Source organism: Pseudoalteromonas sp. 68 DY56-GL68, assembly GCF_041414825.1.
Classification (GTDB): Bacteria; Pseudomonadota; Gammaproteobacteria; order Enterobacterales; family Alteromonadaceae; genus Pseudoalteromonas.
In genome coordinates, this window is record NZ_JAOCZL010000022.1 from 294,978 (window position 1) to 313,637 (window position 18,660).

The 18,660-nt window shown below is 39.8% G+C and carries 21 protein-coding genes and 1 tRNA gene; 13 read left to right on the forward strand and 9 right to left on the reverse strand.

The features are described from left to right. Positions 1–61: 61 nt before the first annotated feature. The 7 genes from NYF15_RS18510 (at position 62) to NYF15_RS18540 (ending at position 5,980) form a co-directional block, all read left to right on the forward strand. Positions 62–1,063 (forward strand): MBL fold metallo-hydrolase, encoded by a 1,002-nt coding sequence (locus NYF15_RS18510; protein WP_237119829.1) that lies wholly within the window; start codon positions 62–64, stop codon positions 1,061–1,063. A gap of 43 nt (positions 1,064–1,106) precedes the next feature. After that, a complete protein-coding gene (locus NYF15_RS18515) occupies positions 1,107–2,579 on the forward strand; it encodes a transglycosylase SLT domain-containing protein (protein WP_371354395.1) in 1,473 nt (490 codons plus the stop codon). Positions 2,580–2,642: 63 nt separating this feature from the next. Then, positions 2,643–3,131: a peptidylprolyl isomerase gene (locus tag NYF15_RS18520; RefSeq protein ID WP_130151556.1), complete on the forward strand. Its 489-nt coding sequence runs from the start codon at positions 2,643–2,645 to the stop codon at positions 3,129–3,131. A gap of 9 nt (positions 3,132–3,140) precedes the next feature. Then, positions 3,141–3,866, forward strand: coding sequence for an SDR family NAD(P)-dependent oxidoreductase (locus NYF15_RS18525; RefSeq protein WP_371354346.1), 726 nt, complete (start codon positions 3,141–3,143; stop codon positions 3,864–3,866). Continuing rightward, positions 3,863–4,705 (forward strand): amidohydrolase, encoded by an 843-nt coding sequence (locus NYF15_RS18530; protein WP_371354347.1) that lies wholly within the window; start codon positions 3,863–3,865, stop codon positions 4,703–4,705. Before NYF15_RS18525 ends, NYF15_RS18530 begins: the two co-directional genes overlap by 4 nt. Before the next feature lie 44 nt (positions 4,706–4,749). Then, the gene (locus NYF15_RS18535) at positions 4,750–5,112 is read left to right on the forward strand and encodes a hypothetical protein (protein ID WP_371354348.1); all 363 of its coding nucleotides are present in this window, start codon (positions 4,750–4,752) and stop codon (positions 5,110–5,112) included. 385 nt (positions 5,113–5,497) lie between these two features. Further along, a complete protein-coding gene (locus NYF15_RS18540; protein ID WP_062567194.1) occupies positions 5,498–5,980 on the forward strand; it encodes a hypothetical protein in 483 nt (160 codons plus the stop codon). Positions 5,981–5,996: 16 nt separating this feature from the next. Here NYF15_RS18540 and NYF15_RS18545 read toward each other — a convergent pair whose 3' ends face one another. Beyond that, on the reverse strand, positions 5,997–8,543 hold the full coding sequence (locus tag NYF15_RS18545) for a protein kinase (RefSeq protein WP_371354349.1): 2,547 nt from the start codon (positions 8,541–8,543) through the stop codon (positions 5,997–5,999). 120 nt (positions 8,544–8,663) lie between these two features. Between NYF15_RS18545 and NYF15_RS18550 the strand changes: the two genes are divergently transcribed. Continuing rightward, complete coding sequence (locus NYF15_RS18550) at positions 8,664–9,626, forward strand: FHA domain-containing protein (protein ID WP_130151548.1); 963 nt, start codon at positions 8,664–8,666, stop codon at positions 9,624–9,626. Between the two features lie 46 nt (positions 9,627–9,672). Here NYF15_RS18550 and NYF15_RS18555 read toward each other — a convergent pair whose 3' ends face one another. Both NYF15_RS18555 and NYF15_RS18560 read right to left on the reverse strand, forming a co-directional pair. Further along, a complete protein-coding gene (locus NYF15_RS18555) occupies positions 9,673–10,005 on the reverse strand; it encodes a hypothetical protein (RefSeq protein ID WP_237119835.1) in 333 nt (110 codons plus the stop codon). Positions 10,006–10,028: 23 nt separating this feature from the next. Next, positions 10,029–10,421 carry a hypothetical protein gene (locus NYF15_RS18560; RefSeq protein ID WP_237119836.1) on the reverse strand — a complete coding sequence of 131 codons (393 nt, stop codon included), beginning with the start codon at positions 10,419–10,421 and terminating at the stop codon, positions 10,029–10,031. Positions 10,422–10,635: 214 nt separating this feature from the next. Between NYF15_RS18560 and NYF15_RS18565 the strand changes: the two genes are divergently transcribed. From NYF15_RS18565 to NYF15_RS18575, 3 genes are read left to right on the forward strand one after another with little or no spacing between them, the layout of a single operon-like run. Then, positions 10,636–11,271 carry a hypothetical protein gene (locus NYF15_RS18565; protein WP_130151545.1) on the forward strand — a complete coding sequence of 212 codons (636 nt, stop codon included), beginning with the start codon at positions 10,636–10,638 and terminating at the stop codon, positions 11,269–11,271. A 55-nt stretch (positions 11,272–11,326) separates the two neighbouring features. After that, positions 11,327–12,361 carry a hypothetical protein gene (locus tag NYF15_RS18570; RefSeq protein ID WP_371354350.1) on the forward strand — a complete coding sequence of 345 codons (1,035 nt, stop codon included), beginning with the start codon at positions 11,327–11,329 and terminating at the stop codon, positions 12,359–12,361. 27 nt (positions 12,362–12,388) lie between these two features. Continuing rightward, the gene (locus NYF15_RS18575; RefSeq protein WP_371354351.1) at positions 12,389–13,084 is read left to right on the forward strand and encodes a hypothetical protein; all 696 of its coding nucleotides are present in this window, start codon (positions 12,389–12,391) and stop codon (positions 13,082–13,084) included. 33 nt (positions 13,085–13,117) lie between these two features. Here the strand turns inward: NYF15_RS18575 and NYF15_RS18580 are convergent, their stop codons facing one another. The 4 genes from NYF15_RS18580 to NYF15_RS18595 form a co-directional block, all read right to left on the reverse strand. Beyond that, positions 13,118–14,293, reverse strand: coding sequence for a mandelate racemase/muconate lactonizing enzyme family protein (locus tag NYF15_RS18580; RefSeq protein WP_371354352.1), 1,176 nt, complete (start codon positions 14,291–14,293; stop codon positions 13,118–13,120). A 9-nt stretch (positions 14,294–14,302) separates the two neighbouring features. Continuing rightward, positions 14,303–15,070 (reverse strand): class II aldolase/adducin family protein, encoded by a 768-nt coding sequence (locus tag NYF15_RS18585; protein ID WP_054552449.1) that lies wholly within the window; start codon positions 15,068–15,070, stop codon positions 14,303–14,305. Positions 15,071–15,200: 130 nt separating this feature from the next. Further along, positions 15,201–15,524 carry a c-type cytochrome gene (locus tag NYF15_RS18590; RefSeq protein WP_237119839.1) on the reverse strand — a complete coding sequence of 108 codons (324 nt, stop codon included), beginning with the start codon at positions 15,522–15,524 and terminating at the stop codon, positions 15,201–15,203. A gap of 127 nt (positions 15,525–15,651) precedes the next feature. Beyond that, complete coding sequence (locus NYF15_RS18595) at positions 15,652–16,191, reverse strand: DUF2058 domain-containing protein (protein ID WP_062567186.1); 540 nt, start codon at positions 16,189–16,191, stop codon at positions 15,652–15,654. A gap of 233 nt (positions 16,192–16,424) precedes the next feature. Between NYF15_RS18595 and NYF15_RS18600 the strand changes: the two genes are divergently transcribed. Continuing rightward, positions 16,425–17,561, forward strand: a complete 1,137-nt coding sequence (locus NYF15_RS18600) for an MFS transporter (protein WP_371354353.1) — start codon at positions 16,425–16,427, stop codon at positions 17,559–17,561. On the opposite strand, the gene NYF15_RS18605 is transcribed toward NYF15_RS18600, so the two are convergent. Next, positions 17,528–18,028, reverse strand: coding sequence for a prolyl-tRNA synthetase associated domain-containing protein (locus NYF15_RS18605; RefSeq protein ID WP_371354354.1), 501 nt, complete (start codon positions 18,026–18,028; stop codon positions 17,528–17,530). The genes NYF15_RS18600 and NYF15_RS18605 overlap by 34 nt on opposite strands. After that, positions 18,029–18,415 carry a hypothetical protein gene (locus NYF15_RS18610; protein ID WP_130151537.1) on the reverse strand — a complete coding sequence of 129 codons (387 nt, stop codon included), beginning with the start codon at positions 18,413–18,415 and terminating at the stop codon, positions 18,029–18,031. It lies immediately after the preceding gene. A gap of 166 nt (positions 18,416–18,581) precedes the next feature. Between NYF15_RS18610 and NYF15_RS18615 the strand changes: the two genes are divergently transcribed. After that, positions 18,582–18,657: transfer RNA gene (locus tag NYF15_RS18615), tRNA-Ala, on the forward strand. The last annotated feature ends 3 nt before the right edge of the window (positions 18,658–18,660 follow it).

The window sequence follows — 18,660 nt, forward strand, 5'->3', positions numbered from 1 at the left end:
GCGCATTTCGCGCTTTTTTTGTTTACACTCTCCATTCGAATAATAAACAAGCGAATTAACAATGCGTACACGTGCTTTTCTAAAAGGAATTATAACTGCTTTATTTTCTGTCTGTTTTACCGTGAATGCTAATGTTACTTGGCATACCATTACACCAGAAATTCAATTTTTAGAGCAACAAGCTAAGCTACGCTTTTACGATTCGAACCAAGTTCTTATCGAAGGAAAAGAGTGTGCGTTAATGTTCGATGCCAGTGGCGACTTTGCAGCGGTAGAGCAACTAGCCAGCACCCTCAAGCAACGCTTGAAAACACCTTTATGTTATTTGGTTGGCAGCCATTATCATGACGACCACCTCCTTGGCATGGCCGTACTGCAAGCCCAATTTCCCAAAGCAAAGCTCGTTGTTCATCAACAGGTTGCAAAAAACTTTGCACATGTACAACGTGCGTTTACTGATAAGCTTGATAGCTATGAAAAAAGTATTGAGCTTAGCTACCAACGCCTTGCTAATCTGCCTAAGGAACAACAACATACATGGCGAGAAAAGTTAACGCTTGCGAAACAGCGTTTGCTACGCTGGCGTGAGTTATCGCTTAAAGAGCCCGCACTTATCATCTCAGAACAAACCAAGCTTGATCTAGGCGATTACCCAGTTATCATTGAACCCTATCATGCGCATACATATGGTGATTTAACCTTACTTGCTGATAATGGCCAAATCTTATTGGGTGGCGATATGGTTGATAGCCTGCCCTATCCAGGTCATGGACAACTAGTGCCATGGCTTAACGCACTCACACAGCTTGCGCAAAGTAAAACCATCACAACCATTTTACCTGGCCATGGCGAAAAGCTCACACCCGCGATGCTTGCAAAACCAATCGCATTTTTAAGTACGATTGAAGAGCAGGTAAAAGCTCAGCCGAATGCCCCCGTAGAAGAGTTAATAACAACATTCCCTATAACCATAAAACAAAGCTATCAGAGCGACGAAATTGGCGAACGTGCATTTAATATGTTTCTTGAGGCTGGACTAAAGCAGGCTAAAACTTCAAAATAGCGCTAAAATAATAAAGGGATTTTATTATATGGCTCTACTACGTTTGAAATATTTTCTATTGCTGTGCATATTTATTAGTTTACAAGGATGCCAAACCACTAAGAAAGAATCGCCACAAAATCAAGATGATAAGCCAAAGATTTTTAACCACTTTGAGCCTAACTTAAGCTATCAAGAAAAAACCAGTGAGCAATTAGATGCATCACCCACTGCCGCGCTACCGTCACCCAAAGTAACTATTCCAGTCTCTGAGCCAACTTCTGATGACCTATGGCAACATATAGCAAATAATCTTTCCTTGGTTTTTCAGACCAATAAACAGACCACTGCGCGTTTAAAGTGGTATCTAAAACAGCCTGAGTATCTCGAAACAGTAAACCGTAGAGCCGCTCCTTATCTTTATCACATTGTTAAACGTGTCGAAAAGCAGAACCTCCCTATGGAGCTTGCACTGTTACCCTTTGTTGAAAGTGATTTTAGACCCACAGTTCGCTCTTCAGAACATGCTGTGGGAATATGGCAATTGGTAGGCGCAACGGCCTATCATTTCGGTGTGCAAAGCGACCAATGGTATGATGGTCGTCAAGATATTTTAGCTTCAACCGATGCTGCACTCGCTTACTTAAGCTACCTACACAAGCGCTTTAATGGTAATTGGCTTCATGCATTAGCAGCCTATAACAGTGGTGAGGGTCGAGTAAAAAAGGCCATTAAAGACAATCAAAAAAGAGGAAAAAAAACAGATTACTGGTCGCTCTCATTACCAAAAGAAACCGCAGATTATATACCCAAATTATTAGCCCTCAGCTACTTAGTAAGGCATCCCGAAAAAGGCTTTAAGCGCCCAAAACTGGTAAATAAACCACTCACAACTGAATTTAATGTTGGCCAACAATTTGAGTTTTCTGTGATTGCAAACCTATCAGGAATCGGCCGCAGTCAATTGCACAAACTTAACCCTGGTTACTTAAAAAACCAAAGTTCGCCGAATGGCCCACATACTTTATTACTCCCAATGGAGCAGCAAACTATACTACAGAGCAAACTATTCCGTAATAACTTTGCAGGCCAATACACCGTACAAAAAGACGATACTTTATACAGTATTGCACGACGCTTTAGCATGTCAGTCGAGGCGCTGAAAAAATTAAATAATAAAACCTCAAACCTAATCAAAGTTGGTGAACAGCTCCATTTAAATAAACCACAGACAATACAAAAGTCCTTGTTGGTCGATTATAAAATTAGTCCTTACTTAGAGCAAAATGAACCAACAATCTCCACTATTGCCGTTGATTACCAAGTCAAACCCGGTGACTCTATTTGGAGCATTAGCCGGCTCTATGATGTCCCCCACAAGGATGTCGCGATGTGGAATAAGTTAAATGCAACAAGCGTATTAAAGCCAGGTACGATTTTGACATTACATTTGCCACAAGCCGAGCCCACAAAACATAATACACCAGCGAGCGAGACGATACTGTCGGGTATCGAAAGCTCTTTAAAAAAGCCTTGATTGCTCAGCCAAAGCGGTTAGCGTAAAATCGGCATTTATATTTAAATTCTAAAGAGTAAAAACATGCAAATCAGCAAAGACTCAGCGGTTGAGTTTCACTACACATTAAGTGAAGCAGGCGAGCAAATCGAATCAAGTAAAGATGGCGAGCCGCTTTCATATATCCATGGTACTGAGGGCATGCTTCCGGGTCTTGAAAAAGCCCTTGAAGGTAAGGCAGCTGGTGATAACTTTAGCGTAACACTTGAGCCTAGCGAGTCTTACGGCGAACGCGTTGATAACCTAATCCAACGCATCCCACTTAAGCACTTACAAGGCAACACAAAAGTATGGAAGCCGGGTATGACTGCAATCGTGCATTCAAACCAAGGTCGCCACCAAGTGACTATCGTGAAAGTAGGTCGCTTTAATGCGGATTGTGACTTAAACCACCCTTTTGCTGGCAAAACACTGACATTTGATGTTGAAGTGATCAATGTTCGCCAAGCAACAGCCGAAGAGTTATCACACGGCCACGTGCACGGTGAAGGCGGTTGTGGCCACAGCCACTAAGGGTAAATGATGACAAACGTTGCAATTGTCACTGGTGGCAGTAAAGGCATAGGCAAAGCGGTTGTTGAGCGCTTAGAGCGCGAAGCATACACAGTTTATAACTTAGATATCACGCCATCAGAGGGAAACTATCGCCACTGTGATGTCAGTGATGCTCTGCAAGTTAAATCAGTGATTAGCGAAATAATTGCAGAAACAGGCCGAGTTGATGCGTTAATATCAAACGCAGGTCGCCATTTAAGTGCCAACATTGAAAACACCGATGAAGCAGCGTTTGATGCCCTGTTTGCGCTCAATGTGAAAGGTGCCTATGCTGCAATTCAAGCTGTATTACCTAGCATGAAAAGCCAGCAAGGGGGCAGCATCGTATTGGTTGCCTCTGATCAGGCAATCATTGGCAAACCAAACTCGTTTGCTTATAACCTAACCAAGCACGCGCTAGCTTCCATGGCAAAAACCACTGCGCTGGATTATGCCGCGTTTAATATTCGCGCAAATGCAGTTTGCCCAGGCACTATTGAAACCCCATTATTTCATAACGCGATTGATGCTTACTGCCAAAGAAGCGGCGCTAATAAAGCTGACATTGTTGCCGAAGAAGCTGCATTGCAACCTTTAAACCGTTTGGGGCAGCCTGAAGAAATAGCTGCTTTGATAAACTTTTTAATAAGCCCTGAAGCGAGCTTTATCACTGGCAGCTTACAAAGCATTGATGGTGGGTACACCACGCAATGAGCGACAAAATTATTGACCCCCATGTGCACTTTTTTAACCTCACTGAGGGTCAATACACTTGGCTACAAGGCGAACGTCCCCCTGCGTGGCCTAACCTTACACAAATAAAAGCACCTGTTACTGTAGGGCAACTGCAAGCAGCCTGTTCATTTGAGCTAGAAGCGCTCGTACATATTGAAGCTGGCTTTGATAACCAAGCGCCAGTGAATGAGCTTAATTGGCTTGCAACACATTTAAAAGATATTGCTTATAGAGCGATTAGCTATAGTCAGATTGATGCCCCTGATAGCCAGTTTATAAACGCAATAACTGAGCTTAGGCAACCAACGCTTGTTGGTATTCGTGATATTACCGAAGGTGATGATGCAAGGCGATTACGTGCACCAAATAGCCTTGAAAATCTTGCCTATCTAGCAGCCGAAAACTTACTGTTTGAAGCCCAATTTGAAATTGAAACCCATGCAGTAACCGAACAGCTCATTACATACTGCCAGGCTCTTCCCTCGTTACGTGTAGTGATCAATCACTTAGGTTTTATCAAAAACCCAGAGCACTGGTTAAAGGCAATCACTAAATTAAGCCGCTGCAGTAATATTGCTATTAAATTTTCAGGACTAGAATTTAGCTCATTGAGTAAAGACACGCATCGATGGCTTCTTAAGAATTTACTAAATCACTTTGGTGAGCAACGTATTATGTTTGCCAGTAATTTCCCTGTTTGCCAAATTGACGTAGACTACAACAGTTGTTGGCTGCACTATTTTTCATTGTGTGATACCCATCACATTTGGCAACAGCTCAGCAACAAAAATAGCCGTTATATCTATCAAATTAGTTAAAGACTAACTATACATAAAGGAAGTCTTGCTCGTTAGGAGCCCCTATGAAATTGCAACTTAGCTGTTTTGTTTTATCCTTTGCCCTATATAGCTGTAGTCATCAAACACAGCAGCCCACTCCAAAACTCCAACATGCACAGCTTACAGAACCACAAAGTGAGCTCATAGCACAGGGAATCTCCCGACTAATGCACAGTAAGCCAATCATCCTAGATAAAGATGCTTTTTTAAACAATAGCGTGTTGGTAATAGGTAATATGAAAGGACATGAATCACAAGATAAAGGGTTTAATAACACACCGGACAGCTTTGAGCTGCTGATCAAAAATAAGCAATGTTTTATTCGGCATTTAGATAGTAAAGCTACCGAGCTACTACCACAGGTAAAATGTAGAGAAATTGATTGATTTTTAATAAAAAACTAGCCATGTAATAATCTGTAATAACAACCTAAAACAGATCTATCTATTCTTTTCCTTACACAAACAGGCAATAAGCTAATTAACTTTTCAGAATTTCATTTGCTTATTGCCACCTTTAAAATTTAGCAAGGACAGTTTTACCATGTGTAACGGTGACAAAAACAGTGACCTAAGTCTGGCCTAACCCAAGGTCACTCCATTAGTCTAGTAACAAGCGAAGTGGCATCTAATGGTATTAAAGCTACGGTATACGCAAATAACACTCCGTTATGGACTGGCACGGTTTGGGGTTCTTGTTAGATAACCTATAGTAATAGCTGCTTATCAAATAAATAAGCAGCTCCTCAATTTTAAAACAGGACTTTATATCATGAATGATCTCAGCTTTTTTGTTATTCCCAATGACCATGGCCAATGGGAGCTCACTTCTCAGTCTGGAGCAAGTGCAGAAGAAATTAAAGTAAATTACAAAGATCTTATTGCAGGTGGTAGCTTGAATCTCTATTTCGAACTTGCAAACAAATCAGAGTGGGCTTTTGCCGAAAACGGTAGCTATTTCTCAGATGCTAAAGACAACTTTAATTACCAACTCAATAGTATTGTTGCCAACGATGGAAAATCATTAATTGTCACAATATCCAGTATTTTACCGCATCACGCTTTATCAACGGAATTAAGTAAACAATTAGCTGATAATCCAAAAAAAGCGGTATCTGGCAAGTTAGATCAAGGTGCAAATTATGAAATTAATTTTCGATTAATTGCGAAAAAGAGCACTGACGCTAACTCTCTTATGCGTTATTTTTCACAAGATCCACGGGTTATAATTGAAGATATGGAGCCAACCCTTTAAAACACCAGCGCAGAGGTTACTCTGCGTTATTTTTTACAGAACATAAAAAGTAATAATGCTCTTTACCTATTAAACCCATTAACTTACTTTCAGAACATAACCCCTTAAACCAAGGTAGACGGTAAAAAACTGGACTCCATCCCAAATTTATACTTTGCTCTACCGATGCGAGTGCTGAGTATTTTTCATTCAATAAGCTTTGCAGCATTGCTTTGATAAAATATGCCTCAGCCAAATTGGGTTGAGCAGCTAACAGCTGTTCAACCTGATTCATCGCTTGTTGATTCCTATTTAGGTGAATCAACACTTGCGCTTTTTCAAGCTGGTCTGCAACATTTTTCGGCGAAGAACCAAGCTGCTCGCTAATTTTTAAATATAAGCTTTCGGCCTCTGTAAAGCGGCCTTGCAAATAAAGTAAATCAGCATAATTAAGTTGTAAGGTGGTTGTTTTGGTATCTAACATCATGGCTTTTTCAGCAAGGTTTAATGCTTTTACAAGCTCACCTTGTAAAGAAAGAACAATTGAGTAATTACTATAAATAGAGGCACTTTGCTGTCCCGAATCTATCAGTTTTTGATAATTATCCTCTGCCGCCGTCAAGTCGCCTGATAACAAAGATACATCCGCGACTGTTTTGAGCGTTATAACATCATCAGGGTTATAACTTAATACTTCCTTTAAATATTTTAATGCGTCAGCACGTTTCCCCAAGGTAAGGTACGCGATTGCAAGGTTTCTGGTTGCCAATAAAGTCGGTCTAATTTTATATGCCATCTTCGCGTGCTTTAAAGACTCTTCTAGACGACCTGTACGCTTAAAATAAATAGCCAAAATAATTTCTCTTTGGTATTCCTCTAATGATGAGCTTTGAATCCTGCTAATAATTTTTTCAGCTTTAATGTGCTCTCCCGTATGCTGGTATATTTCAAGTAGATCAACTAAATAAGCAGGACTTTCACGGTATGAAGTGGGCGATCGTTCAAGTTGAAATTGTAACTTTGTTATGAGCTCTACATTTTTTGACGATTTATAAAGGCGTAACACTATTTTTCGATATAAAGGGTATAAAGGCTTAAAATCAGGCTGTTGCAACAACAAAGACTCAGCCATGGCGCGTTGCTTTTGACTGCTACCTAAATCATTCGCAGACAGAGCAACTAATGACACATATTGCCTGATAAACTCATCTGACAATAACAGCTCTCTATTCGACAAGCTGCTTGGAGTAAGCAAGCTTTGTATCGAAGATAGAGTTGAGTTATAAATATTTAGATAGTTTTCTTTATCTGTTGCACTTCGTGTTGTGCCTATCATTGTGGCGTTTTGATCTAGTTCGTTTAGTGTGAAATCACACGATAAAAGGTTGCAGTCCAATAAAGGTATTAATAGTTTAGTAGCTCCAAGCGCAGCAGCTAAATCATTTAGGCCAGCTTCTTTACCAAGTATTAATTGTGTTTGTTTAACTTCCCTGCTCGCAATTAAAGCAAGCTTCCGATCAGCAAGTACATATTCGGTTATTGCATCCTTGACGCCAAGGCTAAGTAAACGTTTTTGTGCATCCGTAACTTGGCTATTTGCTATAAATTCTACGGGTAATAAAGCTATTCTTTCTATTGGTTTAGATGAATACCAGAACCAACTGCCACCGCTTAATAACAGAAAAAGAATCACAACAAGAGATAATCTTTTATTGAAAAAATTTTTGCTTAGGTTGTTATGATTTTTGTAACTTGTAACATCTACGGTCAAGCTGTCGAAACTAAGCGAGGCTAAAACGTCTCTAAACTGAGATGCTACAGCACGAGCGCTTTCAGGACGTTTGTCCACTTTAAATGCTAATAACTGTTTTAGTAAAGGCACTAAATCAGCAGATAGCTCTTTGATCGGTTCATAATTTGCGCAACAAGGGAATGATTTGATTTGTTTTGCTAAATCTTGCGCTGTACTGCTTGAGGCTTGTTTTGAATAAGCATGATAGCCCGTTAATAATTGATAGGCGATTAACCCTAATGAAAACAAATCACTACGAAAATCGATAGTTTGACTATTCAATTGCTCAGGCGACATGGCGTTTAAACTGCCATAATCATTGGTTATATCGGTTGCTTCTACTCCTTTGATTTTTGAGATACCGAAATCAGTTATTTTCACTGTGTCTTCATTACTAACTAGCACATTAGCCGGTTTCAAATCGAGATGTAATATACCTTTATCATGAATTGCAGCTAAACCATCACTAATATGAATGAGTATTTCTAGCTTTTCAGTCAGTGTAAGCCTCTGCTCTTTCATTATATGAGCTAACGTAGTCCCTTTAACATACTCCATTTCTAATAAAACTTGTTGGTCTCGATGAATGATTTTATAAAGCTGCACTATATTTGGGTGATTAAAACTCGCTATTAATTTTGCTTCACTGATGGCTCGCTCAGTATTGTCTTCAGCTAATTTCATGACTTTGAGTACGACTTGCCTATTCAGCTCTCGATCCGTTGCAAGGTATATCGTACTCATCCCTCCTTGCGCCAATACCTGTATATTTTTATAGTAATCCTCTAACACAAACTACTCGATCCATCACATATAAATAATTAGTTTAGTATTCAATGTTAATTAAATGCAAAATTAATGTACACACTATGATAGAGTTATATTTCTATTCAAGGACTAAAAGAGAGCTATATGGCTATACTGGCTAGTTTAAACTCAGATGTGAGCTTTTATCTGCGCGACTTTCATCGCTTTGGTCGGCTAGCCCACTCTGTTGACACATTATTAAACTACCCAGAAGTGACACGTATTCATGCTGTAATAGAATGGGTCGAGCCACACTGGTATATTCGTGATCTAAGCAAAAATGGTATTTGGCTAAACGGGAAACGGCTTGATAAACAAATCAACTCCCCATTAGCCTTAAATGATCGTCTAAGCTTTTCAGAAATAAATAACTTAGATTACCAATTAACTTCTATCGATCCGCCCAGAGATCTTTTACTACCTATCAATGGCACAAACACACATTGTATTTTGCTCGAACGTTATCATTTTTTACCTGATAGCCAACACCCAACAGCCGTTATTTTTTACGATCCTGATAGGCTCTCTTGGTGCTATGAAAATACTGAAACTCACCAATTAGTTACTTTAGAAGATGGTCATCAAATAACAATAGGAGAGCAGCTGTGGCAGTTTTTTCAAGCTGAAATGACATCACAAGAAAATACTCTGAATTTAAGCCCAACACCTATTAATGACCTTCAATTTATATTCAACTTGAGCCTAGATGAAGAGCAAACTGAACTCAAAATAAGACAACACAACACATTACTTGACCTAGATGTTCGCTCTCATCACTATCTCACCGTGCTGCTGGCTCGCAATAAACTGGCCGATATTGAAAATAAATTTGAGAAAGATGTACAGGGCTGGGTACCAGTTAAGAAATTAGCACGCGATCTTGGTATTAATGAATGCCATGTCAATATTCAGATCCACCGTGCGCGAAAACAATTTATGGAATCTTTCAATAATACACTCTCTGCTGATGTTTTGATTGAACGTAAACGAGGTAAAGTTCGTTTTGCAGGGAAGTGTTTTACAATTGTAAAGGGGCCGAATTGTGAATCAACAGAGCCTAAAAATTAAGAAATGGCTGTGGCAACGAGCTGAGCTACAGCCATTCATTGGTCGATTACTGAGCTATTATTTGTAGCGAACAATTGTAACTTACAGCTTTATTTATCAATGATTTAAATTCAAGGCTAAATGCCACAAGCGACTTATTCATAGGATAACATGCAATACACTTATCAAGCTCTTCTGTAAGCTGATTAAGCATACTTACTCGTATCGGATTTTCAGCCTCTAGGCCATATTGATGCTTCCAAAATCGCTGTAGTATAGGAGCATCATCTAACATCATTACATACTCATAACCATCATGCCAAAGTTCATCTGTCAAAGAACATTGAAATTCAGGCTCATCGAGATTTAATGTTGTAGATGATAGAACGACCTTTCTCATAATTATCTATTCCAAAATTAACATTAAGAACAGTTTCCTGGTGCACCATTTAGTTCAGGGAACTGAGTCACGACCTGTCCATCTGGTCTAATTATCAAGCGAGCGCACTTCTCTTGCTGAGTACCAACGACTATCCCCAAGTTAGCATCATACCTAATACGACCATCAGGCTGTACCGTTCGTGATTTATTCGTTGCATTTTGCACTTGTTCGCAAAATTTTTGTGCATCTTTAATTGTTGCGCAATACTGAGGTAAAAATTGACTGGCTTGTACACCTGCAGTGCAATGCCTTAATTCAATATGAGCAAAAGATTGTGCTGTTACATCACATTTTGGGTCTGCAGCCGCCTGAGTCGCAGAAATAAATAGGCAGCTGATAAAGCTGCAATAGATAACCGAATTAATTAATTTCATTACTGTCTCCTTTGTAATCTAAATTGATAGGAAGTCACTCTTCCTTTCTCAATCTAGATACTAGGGAGAAATAATCCATAACAAAGTATTACACAGTGTTGGTAATACTTCGTAATAACAATCTCTAAATAGAAGACCTACCTTTTGGTGACTTGGTTGACATACCAAGTACACACCTACTTACACGATGTAACACAACTAAAAGGAAACGAGGATGTCTATTTATAAATTATCAGTTAAAAACGACTCAACTAACCCAACACGATTTGCAATTTTCCAAGAAAAGCCATCATTAGATGTTGGCGGTAATGTATTCACATTAGCTTGGTTTAGCAAGTACGCATATCAAGGAACAACTGCCGAATTTGCTTGGGAAATTGACTACAGTGCAATTTGGTCAAGACCAGGTCAAGAGCTTCGCCCTGGCGTTATCTGTAAAACATCACAATCAAAACGAGTTGATTTAGATGGTGCGAATACAGTCAGTTTAGGCTACGACAATGTTAATGATGCCTTTAACATGAGCTCTCCTGTTAAAGGCAATAGTGGTAGTATTTTTACAAATTGTGACGAGACAGTACCTAATTCAAACACCACGCCATCAGCTGCTGCGGGGATCGGTATTGCCATGAGTGGTGCAGGTACTTTTTTAGTCAGTACGCAACCAAATATGAATTTAACATGGACACCCAAGCCTAAATATTACCTTATTGCTGGTAACTTCAAAACTGGCGAAATTTTAGATACGCAAACAATCATGAACAGCGGCAGAGCCCTCGAAATTCCATATCAAGGAATTTTAACGCAGAGCGCAACCTTAAATAGCCAAAATGTTTTAGTACTAAATTAACGCTAATTTGTGTGCGCTGCTTGATGGCGCACACATTAATTGGAGGGAATCAGATATGGCTGTTCTAGATAATCAACATACTTATGATATAGATAGTTTATTATTTGCAATGCAACAAAGAAATTTAGTGTATAACCACGATTTTCGTTATTTTAGCAATCAAACAAATACCCAACCTATTAAGTATAACCACCCCGATGGCTGGGTATACAGTGATCCAGGCAGTGGTTCACAAATTAGCTCAGAAAATAACGGCTGTCGAATCGTTACCAGTACAGAAGAAAACGCCACAATGCGCTTTCGACAAAATATTCACGAGTTTCCAAGATGGAAAGAAACCCTATGTTCTGAACACATTAGCTGTGTGGCACAGTTAAATGTTAAAGGAAAAGGCGAGCTTTATTTTTGCTTGTCAGACGGTATTACATATGTCCAAAGAACATATACAGTCCAAAACAGTCAAGAGCTCAATATATCTACCGAATTAGATATTGCAATGGATGCGAAAACTGTTTTTGTTGAACTTTCTTGCTCTTCCCCGTCTGTCGTTATTTCTGTAAAAAAAATATTCGCAAACAAGGGCTATATAGCTTTAGCTAGCCTGCCTTGCATTGTTACAGGTGTCATTGGTGAGCGAAAACAATACGTAGCAACAGAACAAGCACCAGCGGAAGAACTACCTTTATGTGCTATACCAATTGCATTGAACAGTGATCAAACACGGCTAAACTCGGTCATAAACTATCGCTTTGGCAAGCAAGGAGAGTTCTCTTTATTACCTGATTTTAGAGGATATTTCAGCCGTGCTTGGGATAACTCAGCAGGTAGAGATAAAAATGCCAAACAACGTAAAATGTCAGGTGATTCGAAAAATACGGGGGATCTAGTGGGTACAACAGAGCCCGACATATTTAAAGAGCATCAACATACCATTACTTTTAAGCCTGTAAATATGCTTAATCCTGAAAAAGGAGCCCCTGCCTATGGTGTTAATCCTACAGCGAGCACTCAAACTCAGATCACGACAGAGGGTGACCTTGAAACACGTCCAATCAATATTGCAGAATTATTTACAATTAAGTGGGCTTAATATCTTTTAGGAAAGTGTGCCAGAGCAATGACTAACTATACTTTAAAAGTTAAAAATAACTCCAGCAATGCAACGAGTTTTTGTGTCTTTATGACGTTGCCTGAAGAACAAGCTCAGAATAGTTCGTTCTATACACTGGCATGGATGGTCAAATATGCAGAACCAAATACAATGGTAAGATTTTCATGGAGCGATATCTTCAATGTTATTTGGTCACAACCTGGAAGCCATTTACAACCAGGTGTTATTTGCGATGTTAGGGAACCTAGTTTCTCATCATTAAGTCGAAACATTAAAATAAACGCCGCTGCATCTCAATGCCTTGACATTAACCCGCCTGAAAAAGGATGTACGACATTACAATACAACAAAAAGCAGTTAAGTTACTGTTTTAGCACACTTGAAAAAAGCAACAATGGTCAAATAACGATCACCTGTGATTCTGAAGTACCTAACTCAAAAACTACATCACCTCAAATAGCCGCAGGTATTGGAATAGGGCTTTCGGGCTCAGGGTTATTCTTAGTTGATGCCCAACCTAATTTAGCGTTTATGTGGCCTGTGCCACCTTTTAAGTTTTATCTATCTTTTGGTTCTGTCAAATGGGGAGAAATTATTGAACCCGAATCATGGCTAGAGAGAGCTGTACTCGTTTCATTTAATGATACGACCGAATGTGAAGCCATCTTAAACATTAACAATCGCCTCGAAGTTATCAGGTAATACCCCACTTAACGGGGCATTACCTAAACGCTTTTACTTTATCTCAACACGCTGTGAGCGCATAACAACTTCATCATTTAGCTCAATACCGATCCCTGGCTCTTCTGATACTTGGAAGAAGCCATTTTTAGGTTGTGGATCTTGAATACATAGCTCACGGTTCCACTTTTTAATCGCATAGGTGTGATGTTCGTGAATTAAAAAGTTAGGAATAGCGGTTTCTAGGTGTAACGAAGCAGCTGTTGCTACTGGGCCGCCACACACGTGAGCTTGAATGCGCACATCGAAGATATCTGCATAATCACACACTTTTTTAGTTTCAGTAAAACCACCACACAGGCCCAAGTCTGGCTGTAATACATCAATACTTTGATCTTCTAAGTAAGGGCGCACACCCCAGCGGTTATACAAACGTTCACCACCTGCAATTGGCACCGCTACTTTATCAGCAACTTTTGCATGTAATGAATGATTTAAGTAGTTCACTGGCTCTTCGTAATACATACAATCGAACTCTTCAGCAATTTCACCAATTTGAATTGCTGATGTTGCGCCAGGTAAGCTGTGGCATTCAAAAATAATGTCAACTTCATCACCTACCGCTTCACGAATAGCTTGCATACGCGCGCGATATAGCTTCATTTCTGCGCGAGAAATAATGTTAGTGCGATCGTAATAAGTATTGCCGTTTTTATCGTACTGGATTGGGTCAACTTTTACCGCATCATACCCTTCGGCCATGGCTTTTAGTGCTGCTTCTGCGTATTCCTGTGGGTGAACAAGTGCTTTGAATTCATTATCCCAATCAAATTGTAGTTGCGATGCATAAGTACGAAGCTTATCGTTAACTTTACCACCTAGTAACTGGTAAACAGGTAAACCTAGCGCTTTACCCTTAATATCCCAAAGTGCGGTATCAATGGCACTCATTGCTGCATACACAACAGGCCCACCACCTAAACCCCAAAAGCTTTCGCGTAGCATTCGTGACCATAGTTTTTCTGTTTGAAATGGGTCATGACCAATTAAAAAGGCATCAGCCATTTCTTTAATCATTGCCGCAGCTGCGCTATGACCTAAATCATAAGCCAGACCCGCTTCACCCACACCGCTAATACCTTCATCGGTGTGAATACGCACAAAAACAGGTGTCCAAGCAGGTCTGTCTGGACAATGAATATCGAACACTTCGACGCGATTAACTTTCATGGTTACTCCTTACTGAGCAAAACTAGGATCAAGACGATAGGCTTTACGCAGCATTGCCGGCCAAGCTAGCTGCCCACCGGTGCTGCCGCTGTGCACGACATTCGCTTGATTATAAATATTATCGATAATAGGTTGTGGTACAGGGATTGCCGTTTGACCACTGGCTTGAATCGCCAATTGAATTTCACAGGCACGCTGCAAATCATAAAAGCGCATAAACGCATCACCGACTGTTGGGCCAACAGTTAAGCCGCCGTGGTTAACCAATAGCATGTGATTGGTGGTGCCTAAATCATCTTGCAAACGCTTTTTCTCGTCACTGTTTACCGCTAAGCCTTCGTAGCCATGATAAGACAATGAAGGTAATGAAAACATTGAATACTGGCTTAGTGGCAACAGGCCTTTCTCTTGGGTTGCCACAGCAATGGTTTCTTTTGTGTGTAGATGAATAACGCAGTGAGCATCATCACGTACTTCGTGAATAGCACTATGAATTGTGAAGCCTGCAGGGTTAATCTTAAACGGCGTGTCATCAAGAATATTACCGGCTAAATCAACCTTAACTAGGTTGGATGCTGTCACTTCATCAAAACTTAAACCAAAGGCATTGACTAAGTAATGATCTGTACCTGGTAAACGTGCCGAAAGGTGAGTATAAATTAGATCACCCCAACGAAAGTGTTCCACCAAGCGGTAACATGCCGCTAAATCGACACGTAACTGCCATTCTTGTTCAGATACTTTATTTTTTAAATCGAGTTTTGGTAAGTCAAACATGGAAAACCTTGTATATGTGACACTGCACAAATAGATGTATAGAAGTCTAAATAACTATTTAATGATAATCAATAGCTGATACAAAAAGGCCACATCAATTGATGTGGCCTTTAAAAATAACAAACGAAGATTATTTTACTTGCGATAAGTAGTCTGCGATTGCTGACATTTCTTCTTCAGATACATTTGCAACCATTGCTTTCATTGCTGCAGCCATACCATTACTACGCGCACCAGACTTAATGTCTTTCATTTGTGCAAGTAAATATTCTTTATTTTGGCCATTTAATTTAGGGTATTGCGCCATAATTGGTGCTTTACCTTCAGCACCATGGCAAGTTTGGCAAAGTTTTGCTGTGTAAAGTGTGGCACCATCAGCTGCCATTGAGTTAAACGAAAAGCTAGCAGCCATTGCTAAGCTTGCCCCACATAGTATTTTAGTTATCTTGCTCATTGTATCTTCTCTTTGTGACGGGTTAGAAAACATTTTCTTTAGTGTAGACCATGATTTAGGAATATTGCACCCGAAAAAAACACATTATTGTTACCGCAACTTAATACACCCTATACAGTAACTGTATTTACCAGATTAAATCATCAGGTACTTCGAAATCAGCATAAGGATCATCTTCATCCTTTTGCTTATCTTCAGGTTCAACATGGAACACTATATATTCTTCGCTGACTTCAGCGACTTTTCGCGCTGGTTCATCTTCCAGTACAAAAAACTGACCTTCTAAAACACAAATCGCGAGGCGACCACCCGCAAGGGCTTTTTGTGTTTTTTCATTTACGTCCAACTCTTTCACTTTGTTTTGGTACGTAAAATTGAAAGTGCGATCACCACGGATCTCATCTTGGTTGTGGTGCTCTAAAATTTGCTTAACGCGTGCAACTTGTTCACGCTGCTTCTGCTCTTCTAAACGCGCTTTATTTAACTCATCTGCTTTTTTTTGCTGTTCGAGTTTAGTTTGCTCAATGTGCTTTTGTAAATCGCTGGGGTTACTGGTGGCGCCTTTCTTTTTTTTCTTTTGCTGTTTGCGCTTTTCAGTTTTAGCTACCTTAGCTTTATGCGAAGTAGTAAGCCCCGCCTTAAGTAATTGATCTTGTAATGAACCCATAACGAAATTCCAATAATAAAATGCCTAATTAAAGCTATTTTAATCAGCTATGCAAACAAATAACAGTATTGAGTCAACTTGATTCCATGATATCTACTTTAACGCCTTGAGATTAACACGCGATGAAATCATGACACCTTGATTTAACGCAATATTTATTATCTTAATCGCCTTTTAACTTGTAAAAAAAACCATACCCGATAAGCTTATGCTTTATCTTTAGGGAGCTAAAAATGCAGCTGCGACATTTGTTACTTTGCTCTGTATTTATTTTCTTTGTTTTATACGCCCCACAACCCTTACTCGGATTATTTGCCAGCCATTTTTCTGTATCACCTGCCACTGCTGGCAGTTTAATGACTGCGACTATGCTGCCGTTAGCCATTGCGCCTTTAGTGTATGGCTTGTTTTTAGCTAAACGAAACCCCTTAACAATTTTAAAGATTGCCATGTTTGTGTTAGCTGTAAGCTGCGTTGCGTTCACCCACGCACCAAGCTTTGAGCTATTGCTATTGGTACGCTTTATTCAAGGGATTACTCTACCTGCAGCACTCACCGCCATGACAAGCTACATTGGTGTAACTTATCAGGCCGATGAGCTACAGCATAATATGACGCTCTATATTGGCAGCACGATTGTCGGTGGTTACTTTGGTCGTATGCTTGCCGCTTTATTTACTGACTTTTTAAGCTGGCAAAGTTTTTATTATGTGATTGCGTTAGGATTAATCATATTTGCAATCGCCATTCCCAAAGCAAGCAAAGGTGCGAGCATTCATGCAGCTAAATCACCGCTATTGTATCTAAAACAATTAAAAGATCCGCTGGTATTAAAGCTCTACGGGGCGGTGTTTTGTATGTTTTTTTGCTTTGCAGCATTACTAAACTACCTACCATTTATCCTGCAAGACAGTTTCGCTATCACGAATACTCGAGATATTGGCCTTGTTTATAGCGGTTATTTGCTTGGTGCACTAGCATCTATAGCGACACCTTGGCTATTACGTAAATCATCAACACCTTGGCGCTTACTAACTTGGGTATTTGTATTTTATAGCCTGACGATGGTGCTATTGATGAGCCAACAGTTATTACTTTTTGTGATTGCTTTTACTGGCTTTTGTGGCGCAATGTTTGTGATCCACTCAAGTGCTGCGCCTTTAGTAAATAAAATCAGCAGCGCACCTGCCAGTGTAACGAATGGTGGATATGTCTCTTTTTATTACAGCGGCGGTGCTTTAGGCTCTTTGCTGCCGGGGCTGGTATACCAACATCACGGCCAAGTTGCCTTTATGGCGGTATTGCTGTTGGTATGTTTAGTCGGCCTCAGCTTAGTTTATTTAGCTGGTAAGAAAACAATACGGGGTTGATGCCCAGTGCTTTCGAAAAATAATTCTAAATCATCTTTTTTCATTAACCATGTCGCGGTATTTTCAAACGGATGGCAATGAAATAGTTCGTTAAACCACACTTCTTGATCGAGCCACAGTGTGACATTATTTTGTTTATCGTTTAACAGTGCCAACATGGACACACAACCAGGCGGCACTTTTAAGTAACGCGCTAATCGCTCATCAGATGCAAAACCCAAACGAGAAAGCCCCTGCATTTGTGCTATTGCTTTTAAATCTAATTGTTTGTCATGCGCTGTGATCACTAAAAAATGGCGTTTACCTTCATTATCACGCAAAAATAAATTCTTTAATCGCGTACCAGGTCTATTAACCATGAATTTATCGGCATCTAAACTGCCATGTAATGGTGGGTGCTCAATCACATCATAGTTAATATCTAACTGAGCTAATGCAGCGGCAAGCTTGGTTTTATCTGCATACATTTACAAACAACGTCCTCGTAGTTGTACACTTAAGTCACGCCAAAGCACATCATCAATAATATGCTCATCGTTGCAATACTCTCGCGCCTTAAGTTCTTGGTTTAATAATTCAACGGCTTGATCTTCAAGCATCAGTTTTAAGCTGCTCGATTCTTCAAAATACTCTTGCTCGGCAAAATCTTTAAACTGTCTTCGCGTTAATGGCTTATCAAGGTTTAGTGGCTTTCTGCCTTGTGCTTTCACAGACACGACGTATGCAAAAATTTTGCTACCTTGTTCATCATTTTTGCCGTAAAACTGTTTGTTATTAATTTCGAAAGGAGGCGCGTCGTCTTGACTGGCGCAAGCCGTTAGTAGAATAACCAAAAGCCATGCTATTTTTTTCATTATTGGATAAGCCTTGAACAGTATATGCTCATTAGTCTATCAAAAATAAAAGACTTAGGTAAAAATTCGATGATTTTTTAAAAAACACTTGACCAAATAAACAAAAATAATTAAAGTTCACCCCGCTTGAGACGCAAGACTTAAGCATCCTGTATTTTAGGAATGTGGGGCTATAGCTCAGCTGGGAGAGCGCCTGCCTTGCACGCAGGAGGTCAGCAGTTCGATCCTGCTTAGCTCCACCACTT

Excerpts from the sequence above, each read along its gene's own strand:
- NYF15_RS18510 (WP_237119829.1), top strand. The coding sequence starts at position 62 with ATGCGTACACGTGCTTTTCTAAAAGGAATTATAACTGCTTTATTTTCT.
- NYF15_RS18520 (WP_130151556.1), top strand. The coding sequence starts at position 2,643 with ATGCAAATCAGCAAAGACTCAGCGGTTGAGTTTCACTACACATTAAGT.
- NYF15_RS18525 (WP_371354346.1), top strand. The coding sequence starts at position 3,141 with ATGACAAACGTTGCAATTGTCACTGGTGGCAGTAAAGGCATAGGCAAA.
- NYF15_RS18530 (WP_371354347.1), top strand. The coding sequence starts at position 3,863 with ATGAGCGACAAAATTATTGACCCCCATGTGCACTTTTTTAACCTCACT.
- NYF15_RS18535 (WP_371354348.1), top strand. The coding sequence starts at position 4,750 with ATGAAATTGCAACTTAGCTGTTTTGTTTTATCCTTTGCCCTATATAGC.
- NYF15_RS18540 (WP_062567194.1), top strand. The coding sequence starts at position 5,498 with ATGAATGATCTCAGCTTTTTTGTTATTCCCAATGACCATGGCCAATGG.
- NYF15_RS18550 (WP_130151548.1), top strand. The coding sequence starts at position 8,664 with ATGGCTATACTGGCTAGTTTAAACTCAGATGTGAGCTTTTATCTGCGC.
- NYF15_RS18555 (WP_237119835.1), bottom strand. The coding sequence starts at position 10,005 with ATGAGAAAGGTCGTTCTATCATCTACAACATTAAATCTCGATGAGCCT.
- NYF15_RS18560 (WP_237119836.1), bottom strand. The coding sequence starts at position 10,421 with ATGAAATTAATTAATTCGGTTATCTATTGCAGCTTTATCAGCTGCCTA.
- NYF15_RS18565 (WP_130151545.1), top strand. The coding sequence starts at position 10,636 with ATGTCTATTTATAAATTATCAGTTAAAAACGACTCAACTAACCCAACA.
- NYF15_RS18570 (WP_371354350.1), top strand. The coding sequence starts at position 11,327 with ATGGCTGTTCTAGATAATCAACATACTTATGATATAGATAGTTTATTA.
- NYF15_RS18575 (WP_371354351.1), top strand. The coding sequence starts at position 12,389 with ATGACTAACTATACTTTAAAAGTTAAAAATAACTCCAGCAATGCAACG.
- NYF15_RS18580 (WP_371354352.1), bottom strand. The coding sequence starts at position 14,293 with ATGAAAGTTAATCGCGTCGAAGTGTTCGATATTCATTGTCCAGACAGA.
- NYF15_RS18585 (WP_054552449.1), bottom strand. The coding sequence starts at position 15,070 with ATGTTTGACTTACCAAAACTCGATTTAAAAAATAAAGTATCTGAACAA.
- NYF15_RS18590 (WP_237119839.1), bottom strand. The coding sequence starts at position 15,524 with ATGAGCAAGATAACTAAAATACTATGTGGGGCAAGCTTAGCAATGGCT.
- NYF15_RS18595 (WP_062567186.1), bottom strand. The coding sequence starts at position 16,191 with ATGGGTTCATTACAAGATCAATTACTTAAGGCGGGGCTTACTACTTCG.
- NYF15_RS18600 (WP_371354353.1), top strand. The coding sequence starts at position 16,425 with ATGCAGCTGCGACATTTGTTACTTTGCTCTGTATTTATTTTCTTTGTT.
- NYF15_RS18605 (WP_371354354.1), bottom strand. The coding sequence starts at position 18,028 with ATGTATGCAGATAAAACCAAGCTTGCCGCTGCATTAGCTCAGTTAGAT.
- NYF15_RS18610 (WP_130151537.1), bottom strand. The coding sequence starts at position 18,415 with ATGAAAAAAATAGCATGGCTTTTGGTTATTCTACTAACGGCTTGCGCC.